Origin of the sequence: Butyrivibrio sp. NC2007 (assembly GCF_000421405.1) — a bacterium.
GTDB lineage: Bacteria > Bacillota > Clostridia > Lachnospirales > Lachnospiraceae > Butyrivibrio.
The window spans coordinates 174,032-188,953 of sequence record NZ_ATWY01000002.1; the positions used below are offsets into that span (position 1 = coordinate 174,032).

Consider the following 14,922-nt stretch of genomic DNA (forward strand, 5'->3'; position numbering starts at 1 on the left):
TGTGAAATTTCTATAAATGAGCAGAACTATAAGCCGGGTTATGTCGTGAATGATCATCTATCTAGGACTGCTGTCACCAACAGCCTCAAGCGACCCACCTGAGAGCGAACCGGGCCGGCTCATGGCTCTCTTTTCGGTCTTGCTTCGGATGGGGTTTACATGGCTACTGATGTTACCACCAGCACGGTAGTCTCTTACACTGCCTTTCCACCCTTACGCCGCACACTTGCGTGTGCACAGGGAATGCAAGCATTCCTACGCGGTGTCTCTCTGTTGCACTATCCTGGGAGTTGCCTCCACCAGACGTTATCTGGCATCCTGCCCTGCGAAGCCCGGACTTTCCTCTCCCGCACCCTTTCGTCTGTGCGGCAGCGATCATCCATCCTGCTCATTAGGAGTCACATTATATCATCTTTTTCTTTTTATAACAAATATTATTATTGCAGTCAGGACAAATGCAGCTATAAGTACTGTTACAACCACTGATCCTATCGGACGACCGGAGCCTAGTATAGGTAGCTCATCTTCTGCGCTAACTACAGGTGCTGCTGCCGGCTCAAGAGCTTCTGTCTGCTCCGGAACATTTACCTGCGCTGAATCCTCTGCCTTCACGGGAGCTTCATCTTTATTTGAATATGAAGGTTCTGCTGCTGTTTCGGCAGCTTCGTTCTCCATAACCGGCGCTTCTGCTGCCTCTTCCATAGCTGGTGCTTCAGATGCTGCCTCTTCCATGGCCGGGGCTTCGGATGCTGCATCCATAGCAGGCTCATAGAGTGACGTTGAGCTGCTTGTGTTTGTGATGCCGCCGGTAACCTGCGAAACCGCATAGCTTCCAAGCAGTAAAACTGCAAAGGTTGCTGCTATTGCTGCGTATCTCCTAAAAGGTACAACCTTAGACTTAGATATGTCGACTTCCTTTGGAGCTTCCTCCAGTTGCTTCTCAACATTCTGAAGGATGCGCTTTTTCATTTCGTCGTCGACTTTAATATGATCCATTACTTCTTGATACTTACTCAAAATCGTACGCCTCCTTCAAAATATTTTTAAGCTGTGTCCTTGCTCTTAAAAGGTCTGATCTGACAGTCGCCTCCTTACGGTCAAGAATTTTTGAAATTTCTCCTGTCGAGTAACCTTCCTGATAAAAGAGATGGACCACCTCTCTGTACTTAACAGGAAGCTGCTTAACAGCCTCCCATACAAAAGCAAGATCCTGCTCTTCTCTTCCAACAAGCTCCTCCGAGAGTTCATCTGCCTCCCTTACCTTGTTATATTTGATCTTATTCTTGCTGAGGTTCGATGCCACGGTGATAAGCCAGGCCTTCTCGTGCTCAGGCCCACTAAAATCAGGACTGCTCTGCATATACTTGATCAGTGTATCCTGAAGGATATCCTCCGCATCTTCCATATTATGAAGGTATGAATAAGCAACACGAAGAATCCTGTCCCCATACTTGTCCATAACTTCTACCACACTCTCCGGCGGTGGTCCTCCGCAAAATAAGCTTAAAAACCTGAATACAAATCGAAACATATCTATCTCCCCGAGGATATTGCACCCTCGGGAGATAGTATAACATATCAGCTTCTCTTTGCCATCATTCTTACAAGATCGTAGAATTCTTCTCTGTAATCATCGGTATAATCAAGCTCTTTGTATGCTTTCATAATGTCTTTAAACTCGATGGTTCCTGAGTAATCACTCTCTGAAAGAAGCATTGCAAACTCTGATACAAGACCTGCAAAAGCAAGGTTGTCACTGGGCTTTTCTGTGAACTTCTCTTTATCTGCAACGAAGGTAAGAAGCTGTGATTTGTCCTCATCAGGCTCTTTGTAACGGATCTTGATGGTTGCAAAGTCATCGGAACCTGTATCTACTGCACTTGATTCAACCTGCTGATACTTAAGGTCGATTGCTGACTGCGCACCTACAGGAATGATCTCATAAAGAGCTACTACTGTGTGACCTGAACCAACTTCTCCGCCGTCCTTCTTGTCGTTATTGAAATCTACAGCGTCCATGACTCTGTTCTCATAACCGATAAGTCTGTATGCATTAACAACTGCGGGATTGAACTCAACCTGGAACTTAACGTCTTTTGCTACAGTTACAAGAGTTGAACTCATCTCATCAACAAGCACCTTGTGTGCCTCTGCTTCACAGTCGATGTATGAATAATTTCCGTTGCCGTAATCGGCAAGTGACTGAAGTGCATCGTCCTTGTAATTGCCATCTCCAAAGCCAAGAACTGAGAGGTAAATGCCATCATCCTTTTTTGCCTTGATAAATCTCTCAAGATCATCGGGATCAGAGATACCTACATTGAGGTCACCGTCGGTTGCCATGATAACGCGGTTGTTTCCACCTTCGATGAAGTTATCCTTTGCAATCCTGTATGCCATTTCCATGCCTGCTTCGCCTGCTGTTGATCCGCCTGCATCAAGATTACTTATGGCATTCTTAATTGTCTTTTTATCAGCCATGCTGACACCGTCGAGGATTACAGCCTCTCTGCTGGCATAGGTTACGATTGAAACTGTTCCTTCATCAGGAAGATTGTCAACAAGATCCCTGAATGCCTTCTGAAGAAGAGGGAGCTTATTCTTGGAATCCATAGAGCCTGATACGTCTATAAGGAAAACCAGGTTACTCTTTGGAATCTCACCGTCAAGTTTATCTTCTGCCTTTACGCCGACAAACATGAGCTGATGTTCTTCATTCCATGGGCAGGTTGCAACTTCTGTAGTTACCCCAAACTTCTCTCCCTTCTTTGGGCCGTTTAAGTCATAGGAGAAATAGTTGATGAATTCCTCGGGTCTTACTGCTGCGGGACTGATGTCAGATGAGCCATATCCCGACTCGATCATTCTTCTAATGTTTGCGTAGGATGCTGTATCCACATCTGCTGCAAAGGTTGAAAGAGGCTGTCCCTGTGTAATGAAGAATCCGTTCTCATCAGGCTTGTCATAGGATTCTGTGTTGTACTCGGGAACAACGGTAATATCAGGATAATCCGGCGCCGTGTAAGAATATGTAGATTCACTCGCATTGTCAGATGAGCTGAATACATCAAATATTCCTTTTCTCTCTGCGCCTAACAAAGGCTCTTCACAGACCGGAGCTGCTTCGCTTTCATAAGCTGAAGCCGGGCTTTCATAAACCTCCGCTGATGTATCGGTATAAACCTGCGGAGAAGTCTGAGTAGCCGATGACTGCCCACACCCTGCAAGAGTTCCTGCCATCATACCTGCTGTTAATAGTAACGATAATGACCTGTTGTAATTCTTTTTCATAATTTTTCCCTCCGATTTATGGCAAGTTTTTTGCCCTTCTAACCTATACACAAATGTGGGTGGAGGAATGTTGCAAAGATTTGAAAAATTTTTTAGAAATTTTTGGGTCTTAAATTTGTTTTGTCGGCCTGACTCAAATTTATCTTCATCTAGGCCAACACCCCTATATCGGAGATTTGATAATCATCGTATTAGTGTGCTAATGACGGAAGCAAACAAATAATACTATGTTTGCTGTATAATGATTTATTATGAAGAGAATACTTGGGATAGTTATGGGGCTTGTGCTTGTTGCTGCGGCTTTTGCAGGCGTTTGGTCCCAGAAAGAGAATAATGGAAATTTTGAGAATCAGACTGAAATGGTTGATGCGATTGATATAAAGAAGCTTTGCGTTTCTGTAAGCTGTGGTGAACACTATGGCTGCGGGACTATCTATGATAGTGACGATAGCTCTTTTATCATAGTTACTGCAATGCATGTGCTTGAGGATTACTATGGTGGAGTTTCAGATGAGATTGTGGTGACATTTGATGATCAGGAGTCATGCGAAGCAACTATTCTAAAAGACTCTGCTACTCTTGATATTGTCTTTTTGAGCGTAGATAAGGGTACTGTATCTGATGATCACTATTCTATTTTCGACTATACATCAGACAAAAACATTTCTTCTGAATCAAGTAACAATGTCAAATCCGATAATACTTTACTTCCGGGCCAGACCATCTACTTTGTAGATGCTAATACCGGTGATATCTATGCAGGAAGCATAGCTTCCCCTTCTGTTTATGCTGAAGATTTCGGTATGGAAATGATCTACTGCTACTGCGCTGTTACTCCGGGAATGTCAGGTACAGGCATGTTTGATGAGGACGGCCACTATCTTGGTATACTGCTTGGAGGTTCTGATGAGGCAGAGGCTGTGTGCCTGGATGCAGGTTCTATACGGGATGCTTATCTTAATTAAGATATTGAAATGTCATCAGGAATGTAAATCCTTACTGGAAATGCTGTAATTTCAACAAGTAAGCGTGTTTTTGCCGGAAAGAAACTGTGATTTCTGACATTTTAGTAATTTGACTTGTCCGACTGCATCACAACAGTAGCCATATGAGCTCCATGGTATGATTCGATTTTTGAAAAGCATCACAAAAATCCTCCATATGAAAAATAGTTGGAAATTACAAAAGCTATTCATGGGCCAAGTTCATAAATACTTCATGCCTAACGTTTTCCCTGCATCACAACTACCGGCCTACGGATGCCATGTGATGTAGTTTTGGGTAAATACTATTGCCTGACCACAAAACCATTTTTGCAATTTCCAACTAATTTTCAAATAGAAGAAAATTGTGGGGTGGTCGAAATTCAGTTTCCAACCAACGTACATATATAGGCGCGGTGTGATGTAATACAAAAAGGCTGAACCCTCACGGATTCAGCCTTTCTTAATGCATGCAGCATATCTGCACATCTACACTTATACTATATCAAATCAAAACCATCTGAATATCCTGCTAATAGCCTTCGCCACTGAAGCAAGCACTCTAGTAACAGTCTTCACAACAGCAACTATAGTCTTCACAACAGGAATCACAATAACAGGCTCATCAGTTCCGGGCTTATCGGGATCCTCCTGAGGATCTTCCGGATTCTGAGGCTCTACCTGAGGATCTTCCGGATTTGTAGGATCTTCCGGCTCATCAATATTTCCCGGATCATCAGGGTTCCCAGGATCATCCGGATTCTCAGGATCTTCAGGTTCTACCGCCTCTACATCACCTGTCCTGTAGAGATAGAAATCATCCCATGCTCCCCAGGCACCTGCCTGTGCCTTTACACTGACTCCAATAACGACCTCCGTGCCATCCTCGGAAACCTTAATTTCTGTAACTTCAGGATTAGCCCAGTTCTGCCAGCCTGTTACACCGGTCTGAACTGAATACTCTTCGCCGCCATTAACCTTGGCATAAACCACAAACTCTGCAGCATCACCTGCATCTCCGCCCTCGATATAAGTTCCGAGCTTGTAGATACCTGCATCAAGAGTAACTGTCTGCTCTGCTGTGTAATCAATATCAGCATCGTCCCAGAACTTGAGGCAGTATGAACCTGTGCGAACGTTGCTTGAATCAGCCTGTCTTCCAACACAGGAATTAGCATCTGTAATAGTCCACATGGTCATGTCAGAATCCTCAAATCCCGGATTCTTAACATTGTTAACAGGGTTTATTGTAAGAGCACACTTAACTTCGCTGCTCTCCTCATCATCAAGAGCTACGCTTCCACTGATCTCATAAGAGCCAACACCTGCAGTAACAGCTGCATCCAACTCATCTGTATTCCAGGTTACCGGAAGCTCTTTAGTAGTTCCATCTGAATAAGAAACGGTAGCAACTTCAGGAAGTACAACATCCTGTCCGATCTCTACAGTAACAGAATCCACCTTAACAGAAGACACAACGATAGGAGCTGTAGCACCTGTTCTGATGTAGTTGAATATCCTTGCTGTATCAAGAGGATGTCCTGTGAAATCAAACCATGCCTCGTTATCAACTGCTGATCCGCCGTACCAGTCAGCTGCGTCCTTGTCATATGCTCCTGAATAAGAGCTTGCCCAGCCGCTTCCGTATGTCTCCCAGATCTGCTTGTTCTGAGCAAGAATCTCTGCTGCATTATCAGCATCCTCGTCATATACCTGAACCGGAATCCATGCAGGCTCCCAGTAAAATACACCGATGCCGTTCTTTACATTTGCAACTGTGTTAACAACTGCTCTTACAGAGTTTGCCTGGCCCTGAACTGAAACATCATAGTTTAAAGCATCTCCGGACTTGCCTTCATACTCTGTATTTCCATGACCGTCGCCATCCTCAAGAGTGTATACATATGAGGTCTCAGCAACCATCACCATCTTGTCATAAGTATTTGCAATATCTGAAAGAACTGAATTCAGATTGTCCAAAGTTCCATGCCAGTATGGATAATATGAAGAAGCAAATACATCATAATCAACTTCATACTTCTCAAGATTTGCAGCATAACCTGCGTATCTTCCGCTGGTCTCAGGATTTGTGAAATGAACTGCAACAAGGATCTGCTTGTCCTTCTTAGAAGCAACAGTCCTTACACCCTTACTTCCTGCAGAGAATACCTTGGCCATGTTCGCCCAGGTCTTTTCTCCTGCAACGCCGTTGTTGGTCTCGTTACCGATCTGAACCATGCCAACATTTACGCCGCTATCGATAAGGCTCTCAAGACTCGTAGTTGTAAACTCCTCAATTGCCTCTGCCTTCTCATCAACGCTCATAGATGCCATTGACTTAGGAGCATTCTGCTTGCCGGGATCTGCCCAGAAATCTGAATAGTGGAAATCAATAAGAACCTTCATGCCGGCATTTGAAGCCCACACGCCAATCTTTCTTGCAACTTCCAGGTCACAGTTTCCTCCGCCGTAGGAGTTTCCGTTTCCATCAGTCGGATCATTCCAAACACGGATTCTTACATAGTTAACGCCACACTCAGCAAGGAAATTAAAGAATCCCTGATCTGATAATTCATTGCCATCGTAGTCATAGAACTTAACGCCGCTGTTCTTCTCTGAAACATATGAACTTACATCAACTCCTGTAATAAAGTCCACGTCAGCTGCTGACACCTTCTCAACATATATAGGAGCTTCCACCGAAGTATCCTCTTCCTTTGCAGAAAGAGTAAGAAGGCTCACATTATCAAGATCTCCCCAGTATGATCCGGGAACATCACCTGCAATCGTAAGCTTAACATCGCCATCTTCTGCTATCTCAAACTCATCACTCTCCAGACTGTACCAGTTGTTCCAACCTTTTGTGGCACCAAGCGCTACAGTTGCAAGCTCCTGTCCCTGACTATCCTCTGCCTTAAGTGTTAGCCCTGTCTCTGCCTCTGCTCCCTCGAGAGAGATTGACAACTTGTAAGTTCCTGCAGGAACGGAAGTAAGAGTCTGACTCAGCAAAAGAGCTTTACTCTCCGAAGCGTTATTCCAGTAATTAAAGAAATTGGTAGCATTTCCTGTTGCATACTGATCAGCCTTAACCAATGTTCCAACGCTGTTGCCGTCAGCATCTGCCATCTCCACATCCCAGGAAGAAGCATCACCGCTCTCGAAATCGCCGTTAGAAACAAGAGTAGTAGCTTTCCACTCTGTTTCTTCACTATTTGCATCACCGGTGTTGTCACTGCCTGTGTTATCATCACCGGTATTTTCATCATCATTATCATCCTCGTCAGAAGTGCCTTCAGCCTTCTTAACAAGCTTAACGCTGTTCAAATATCCCCAGCCATCCTTAGCCACATCAAATGTAGCCTTTACTGTAATTGACTTACTCTCTTCTACAGTAAAATCAAGCTCTGCTGTGAGCCAGTTGTTATAGCCGGTCAGAGATGTCTTTTCACCATCAGTGTCATCTGCTGATACATAGAAATCTGCACCCTCGCCCATAGCCTCGGCTGTAAGAGTGTAGTCACCTGCCTCAAGCTCTGCATCCTGCGCGAAAGTAAGAACTCCGTCACCACTTCCAAACCAGAAATTCACTCCGCTGTCTGACCCATCTGAGGGTCCATTCATCCACTCATCCGATGAGTACGCGAATGACTTGATGCTGGCTCCGGTTGCATCCCAGTCATCCACAGCTACTGTCCAGCCGGCATCATCGCCCCATATGTCAAAAGACATATCGGAGTTGACTAAAGTCACTTCATCGCTGCCGGTTTCACCTGTCTCAGCAAAGACCGTTACACCTGATACATTACTAAGCACCATAGCCGCTGTCATCACTGCTGACAACGATCTTTTGAACGTTTTCCCCTTCATATTGTTCCTCCCGATTATTGTTTGTATAGTTCTCTGCCATACCCTTTTGCGCAACCAATTGCGCAAAAAATAAAATCTCGAGCAACCATAGATTTTAACGTAAAAAAGAGAACCCATAGACTATCCTAGTCTATAGGTCCCCTTAATTCAATTCACCGCAAAGTACAATTTATGTCCGAAAAAATTGTAAATTTTCTATAAAGTCCGCATGTTTACTGAAGCGCAACCAAGCGCAACTTTTCGCGATTTTATTGGTAATTTTGACGATTTGTAATTAGAACCAACGTCTAAGGATTGAAGTAAGTGCCTTTGCTACTGTCTTAACTACAGAAGTAACAACCTTGGTAACTACCTTAACAACCTGTCTTACTACTACAACTACAGGAGGAACTACAGGCTTATCATCTGAAGGAGTGTTTCCGCCTTCTTCACCTGAGCCGCCTTCGTTGCCTGATCCACCTTCATTGCCTGAGCCGCCTTCGTTGCCTGATCCACCTTCGTTGCCCTGGCCGCCTTCGTTTCCTGTGCCGCCTTCATCGCCCTGGCCGCCTTCGTTTCCTGTGCCGCCTTCGTTGCCTGAGCCGCCTTCGTTGTCGCCGGTCTCTGTGCCGTTTCCATTTCCTGTATCAACGTCAAAGTTGTCATCGCCAACTGCCTCGGCATCGTTTGATCCTGCTCCGCCTTCAGAAGTCTTAACAAGATCGATCTTAGCGTTCTTGAAGCTGAATGCAAGATCGCCTACTGCTGCGCTGTTACCGAAACCGAAGTTGAGGTGAACAGCATCAACTGTTGTATGTGCAGTAAATACTCTCTCATAGCTGTTGAACTCACCAAGTGAAGGATCATATGTTACAGTCTTTTCACTTCCGTCAAATACTGTCCAGCTTCCGCCGTTTTCCTGTACGATGTACTGGAATGTATTATTGGATGTTCCTGTAAGCTTATAGTCAAAGCTGAGCTTATAAGTCTGTCCTGCTACAAGCTTGAAGTCGCTACTTGCAAGCTGAGGTGTGTACCATGTTCCACCACTTACAATGTTAGCCATGGTAACAACGCCGTCCTGTGTCTGAAGTGCGATCTCACCGCCATTGCCGTTGTCTCCTCTGTATGTTGACTCACCGTTAAGAGGATACTCGTCTACAAATGATGCCTGGTTCTCGCCTCTCATATATACGTTGTCGAGCTGAACATTTGCGCCTTTACCGAATGAAAGAACAAGAGCTGCATTTTCTGCATCTTCTTTTGTTGCAAATACAAGTGTGTATGATCTTACACCGCTGTCCTTGCTGTAAGAAGCTGCTGCTGAGCCAAGCTCTTTTCCAAGAGCAACCTCGTCGCCGTTCATCTCAAGTGAATAAACAGAAGCCTTAACAACTGTGTCCTCTGCGCTGTAAAGATCAAATTTTACAGTGTAGTTATCAGCCTTAAGGTTAAGTCCCGGCTGGTAAACAGCGGGTGACTTGCCGTTTGTTGAACTGATCTGTGCACGTCTCTCATAGAACTTAACACCATCTGCAATGTTCTCATAGTTTGACTTTGAAGCTACATCTACTACAGCCTTGTCGCCGTCCTTAAGAGCCTGTGTTGTATATCTTGGAACAACTATTGTTGTGCCGTTTGTTGCATTCCAGTATCCCAGATGGAGGTCTCCCTGATCAAAGGATCCGTTGTAAATGATGTTACCGTTTGCAAGAGGTGTTCTTGGTCCGTCGCCTGTGCTTCCGATTTCTTCGGGATCAACGATCTCAACCTTTACATTTGATACGTAAACATCACCTGTTCCTCTTGCGCCGAGGTTAAACTCGATTCTGCATCTGTCAAAGTCTTCTGTCTGCTGGAATACATAAGAATACTTTGAAGGTGTATCTGTAAGCTTAAAGGTCTGGATGCCGTATGCACTCCATCCTTTCCATTCCTTGGCATCGCAGTTAACTTCCTTGCCAAGGATAGAACCTGTACCGTAAGCATCGAAGGAAACCTTGTAAACGTAGCCCTTCTTTGCATTGTAATGACCGATCAGCTGAACTGAGTAGTCGTTTGCACCGGCAGAGTTAACTGTAACCTTAGCCCAGTCTTTGCCGTCTGCATCCTTGTAAGGAGCAATCTTTGCATCAGTTGCATCGCTCTGGTATGAGAGATACCACTTATCCATCTCAGCAGCTGCATCATCCATTCCGCCGCCAACACAAGTTTCAATATTGTCAGCCTTGATCTCTGTGATCTGGTTGATTCCTGCAAGGTCAGCCCAGTTGTCATTACCTGCAGCTGAAGCTGCTCTTGTTACGCTATCAGCGTATCCGTCTGACTTCTGATATACACGTACATAGTCAACGTACATGTTGATGTCATCCTGGAAAGCTGCACTGTTAACTCCGCCGCCAAACTGTCCGCTATCTACAGCGAGGTTAAGAAGCATATGGAAAGGCATATCAAATGGTGCATCGAATCCAAGAGATGAAGATGCTCCTGAGATTGCGCTCTCCCATGTGCTGAGTGTATTGATTGCTTCGCCGTCGTAGTACCATGTTATCTCACCCGGCTTCCAGTCAATAGCATAGGTATGGAAGTATGTGTAAGGTGAGAAGAGATCAACATATCCGCTTCCCTTGTAAGTGTGGCTTGGAACGCCCCAGTGAAGTGTTCCGCAAGCGATATTGTCTTTCTCATTTTTAAATGCACCGCAGGTCTCCATGATATCGATCTCACCTGATACAGGCCAGTTGCCATAGATATCATTGCTCTGTGGAAGCATCCAGAATGCAGGCCATGCTCCTGCTGTCTGAGGAAGTGAAATCCTAGCCTCTACATATCCGTATGTTGTGCTAAAGAGTGCCTCTGTTCCCTTTGTAGTACGAAGTCTTGCTGATGTGTAGTTCTTAGCGCCCTCACCTGCATAAACATATCCGGGCTCGTAAGCTGCTGTAATTCTAAGAACGCCATCGCCTACGCCGTCACCTGAAAGATCTTCGTTTACACCAACGTTCTTGCTGTTGCCTGTGTAGCACTGAAGCTCTCTATTGCCCCATCCGGGATTGCCACAGTCAGTTGAGCCATCGCCCCACTGAGGATACCAGTTATCAAGGTTAAGTCCTGTGGCGCTGTCTACATTTGCTCCCTCATAATTACCGTCAAACTCATCTGCCCAGATCAGATCATAGCCATCTTTTGATGTGCCGGGATCTGCATAGTTGTAGAGTGCGTTATCAGGATTGTTGAAATCATATTCGTTGCCCTTTACGGGTGAACCGCCGGCTGCATTACCATTTGCCTTAAGGGTCATATTTGTAACTGAGATAGTCTTGCCTGCATTTCCTGACCCATTACCAAACATAAGAGCAAGCTTGCCTTTAGTTACAAAGTTAGCTGTTGCAGGAGCTGTCACAAGTTTAATATGAGTTGTCTCGCCACCTTTTATCTCAACTGTGTAAGGGCTTGGATCAAGGATTGATGCCCAACTCGTCTGCTCCTGAAGGTTTACAAATACCTTTGCATCATCTGCACTGTAGAAGTCACCTTCAAGGGTATATGTCTCACCCTCTGTAAGGAAAAGCTCATGTGTGTACTGAACTGCATAGTTCTGACTACCTTCTGCGTATACTTCGATATCAGCATCGCCATTACCCTTATCGGTAAGGTTTCCTGCTCCGCCTTCTCCTGTCCAGAAATCCCATCCGTCTGCTGTAAGGAGATTATCACCTGATACTCCTGATTCTACAGCATCAGTATCGATCAGAGCCAGATTTGCGATGGTTACAGTCTTGCCTGCATTGCCTGTTCCGTTTCCGAACATAAGAGCAATCTTACCTTTTGTCTCAAAGTTAGCACCTGCTGCTGAAGTTGTAACGTTTAAATGTGTTACTTCTCCGCCCTTGAGCTCAAGCTTGTATGGATTACCTTCAATTATAGAATTCCAACCAAGGGTCTCCTGAATGTTAATGAGAACTACAGCATCATCTTCACTGTAGAAATCACCTGAAAGCTTGTATGTCTTACCTTCTGTAAGATTGAGCATCTGTGGCAGCTGAACTGACCACTGCTGACTTCCTTCAGCATCAATCTTTACAACGCCTGCTCCATCATCATTGTAGCTAAATGTTCCTGCTCCGCCTTCGCCTGCCCAGAAGTCCCAAGCATTCTTTGTCAGTTCGTTGTTTTCATTATCAAGCGCAAAAGCAGCTTCCATAGACCCCGGAAGTTCAGGGGTCTCTTCTGTTCCTTCGCTGCCTTCGCCGTTATCAACGTTTTCAGGCTCTACATAAGCGCCATAAAGGCTCATGTTTGAAACAGTGATTGTCTTACCTGCATTGTCAGTTCCATTACCGAACATAAGAGCAAGTTTGCCGTTCTGTACAAAGTTTGCACCGGCTGCACTTGTTGTAATGTCAAGGTGAGTTGTTTCTCCTGCCTTGATTTCAAGCCTGCACTGACTCTCATCAAGTATTGAAGTCCAGCCTAAGCTTTCCTGTACGTTTATGAATACAACGGCATCCTGATCGCAATAGAAATCACCTGTAAGATGATAGGTCTCACCCTCTACGAGATTCAGATTATGTGTATACTGAACCGCATAGTTCTGCCATCCGGTTGCATCAACTCTGATTTCAGCATCGCCATTACCCTTATCGGTAATGTTTCCCGCTCCGCCTTCTCCTGTCCAGAAATCCCATTTTCCCTTTTCAAGAACATTAAGCTTCTGAACCTGTTCTCCTTCGCCGGTTTCGCCCTCTCCGGTATTTCCACCCTCTACGGGCTCTTCCTGTCCGGATCCGCTTGAAGCAGCATCACCTGCAACAGTTACTGTAGCTGTGCATGCATTTGACAGCTCATCGCCTTTCTGTCCCTGAAGCTCAATGAGGTATTCCCCTGCATCATAGCTGTCAGGATACCAGTGATATCCTAAGGTCTGATCAGTATATACCTCTTCATAGCCATTTGCTTCGCATGAGATTGTCACAGTGTAATGTTCGTATCCGGCAGCTCCCCATACGAGTCCTATGCCCTGCTCTGCATTGTAATCAGGCACCAGGCCGAAGGGTGTAGTCAATTCTGCATTGACCGGTACCTGTGCTGCATAGGCCTGCACGCCTGTCAGCGCAGGTGACGAAAGTGACAAAGTGAGTGCGAATGCCAATGCCATGGCCATCCTTGTCTTATGCTTCCGCTTCATCGTGGACGACAAATTTTTCTTCATTAAAACACCTCCCTATAGAATGTCCCCAAATGTTATCACCATTGTCGCATAATCCCCGATAACGTTTAAGGTCTCATTTTTTAGAGAGGTGTTATAATTTTATAGATTTTTTATACTATTTTCCGACTGCAGCATTAGCTGTCAGCGCCCATATTTTTCCTGTATTCACTGGGCGATACGCCAACTATTGCCTTAAAGCTCTTCATGAAATGTTTCTCATTATCATATCCAACTCTTGCGGATATTTCGTTTACTTTAAGAGGTGTTGTAGCAAGGAGCTTTTTCGCTTCTCCGATTCTCAGATCTCTTACAAATCCCACAAAATTGGTTCCGGTATAATTCTTAAATGCCGACGAGAACAGCGAATAATTCATTGATACTTCGTTGGATACCACTGCCATGTTGATGTCGGTCTTATAATTTTCCTTGATATAATTTATTGCTTCCTGAATCTTAAGTCTTGTCTGATCTGCGCCATCAGGCTGCTGGTGCTCTGCTGATGCCCTTCTCGCAAAATCCATAAAGCACTGTCTGTAGTCCTCGATGGTCAGAAATGAAAACGGCATAAGCAGCTCCGAGTCAACTTCCTTCTGATATACCTTAAGATATTCAGCTGCAAACTCATCCATGGCAGACCTGAAATCCTCAGGAATTATCTGGCCTCTCTGAACTGATGTAAAGAAAGCGTTCCACTCTTTTTCAAGGTCATCACTTCTGCTGGTTCCAATCAGCTGGACCCTTGCTGCGACTGCCTCTTTCTCGCACAGCTTTTTCCCGCTCTCCAAAAGAGACTGCGCAACACTAGTGTTTCTGTCTTCGCTAAAGAGCGCTACCTTCCTGCAAAATGCATTTTCCCTGCGTAAAAGGGCTTCTTTATAGGCTCTCTTTAGCTCTTTTGAATCCGAGCACACATCGCTTAATCCGGCAAAAGAGCTTGTTCCTTCTATAGACTTAAGTTCCTCCACCTTCTCTTTTCCCAGAATAAAAATGTCCATTCCATCGGGTCCGGATATGGCACTCTGATCGTCAAGATAAGGCATAAGAGTATCTGACCCTGCTGCGATCATGCAGTAAAAAGTATCACCTGCCGTGTCCTTGATATTCTTGCTGATCAGCTCAAGCTCATTCTCCGAAGCCTCGTCATCCATGAGAAGATACTTTATCAGCTGCCTTCCGGCGTGCTCAGTTTTTTTTTCATCCTCGAGCTTCTGACTTATCTCTTCGTCGAGCTTCTCCATGATGGCTTTTAACTTATCTCTCTCAACGGGTTTAAGGATGTATTCACGAACGCCCTGTCTCATCATCTCGACAGCGTAGGTGAAATCATCATATCCGCTCACAGCCACGGACAAAGGCGGATTGCCAAACTCCTTCATGGCCTTAACCAGCTCGATGCCGTTCATCTTGGGCATTCTGATGTCGGTGAACATGACGTCGATGGTCTGCTCCTTAAGAACCTCCAGGGCCTGGAGACCGTTGGCGCACTCTATAACTTCCTCCACCGGAACTCCGCACCTCTTTATCATGGTGGCGATTCCCTGCCTTATGAGTTTTTCATCTTCTACTACCAAAACCTTGCGCATAAAAAGG

At 45.1% G+C, this 14,922-nt stretch carries 7 protein-coding genes and 1 other RNA gene; 1 reads left to right on the plus strand and 7 read right to left on the minus strand.

The window, feature by feature from the left end:
- Window positions 1-13: 13 nt before the first annotated feature.
- The 4 genes from rnpB to G632_RS0102500 all read right to left on the minus strand — a co-directional run bounded on the left by rnpB (window position 14) and on the right by G632_RS0102500 (window position 3,291).
- An RNA gene (rnpB, locus tag G632_RS20900) (RNase P RNA component class A) lies at window positions 14-391 on the minus strand.
- A gap of 17 nt (window positions 392-408) precedes the next feature.
- Entirely contained in the window at window positions 409-1,017 is a 609-nt protein-coding gene (locus G632_RS0102490; protein ID WP_022767454.1) for a hypothetical protein, read from the minus strand.
- Complete coding sequence (locus G632_RS0102495) at window positions 1,010-1,531, minus strand: RNA polymerase sigma factor (RefSeq protein WP_022767455.1); 522 nt, start codon at window positions 1,529-1,531, stop codon at window positions 1,010-1,012. Before G632_RS0102495 ends, G632_RS0102490 begins: the two co-directional genes overlap by 8 nt.
- Window positions 1,532-1,578: 47 nt before the next feature.
- Window positions 1,579-3,291, minus strand: coding sequence for a vWA domain-containing protein (locus G632_RS0102500; protein WP_022767456.1), 1,713 nt, complete (start codon window positions 3,289-3,291; stop codon window positions 1,579-1,581).
- Window positions 3,292-3,542: 251 nt separating this feature from the next.
- Between G632_RS0102500 and G632_RS0102505 the strand changes: the two genes are divergently transcribed.
- Window positions 3,543-4,256, plus strand: a complete 714-nt coding sequence (locus G632_RS0102505; protein ID WP_081647046.1) for a S1 family peptidase — start codon at window positions 3,543-3,545, stop codon at window positions 4,254-4,256.
- Between the two features lie 528 nt (window positions 4,257-4,784).
- On the opposite strand, the gene G632_RS18590 is transcribed toward G632_RS0102505, so the two are convergent.
- From G632_RS18590 to G632_RS0102520, 3 genes are all read right to left on the minus strand, one after another.
- Window positions 4,785-8,141: a glycosyl hydrolase 53 family protein gene (locus tag G632_RS18590; RefSeq protein ID WP_022767458.1), complete on the minus strand. Its 3,357-nt coding sequence runs from the start codon at window positions 8,139-8,141 to the stop codon at window positions 4,785-4,787.
- Between the two features lie 274 nt (window positions 8,142-8,415).
- Window positions 8,416-13,332 carry a glycoside hydrolase family 16 protein gene (locus G632_RS0102515; protein ID WP_081647047.1) on the minus strand — a complete coding sequence of 1,639 codons (4,917 nt, stop codon included), beginning with the start codon at window positions 13,330-13,332 and terminating at the stop codon, window positions 8,416-8,418.
- 134 nt (window positions 13,333-13,466) lie between these two features.
- Window positions 13,467-14,915, minus strand: coding sequence for a response regulator transcription factor (locus tag G632_RS0102520; protein WP_022767460.1), 1,449 nt, complete (start codon window positions 14,913-14,915; stop codon window positions 13,467-13,469).
- Between the last annotated feature and the right edge of the window lie 7 nt (window positions 14,916-14,922).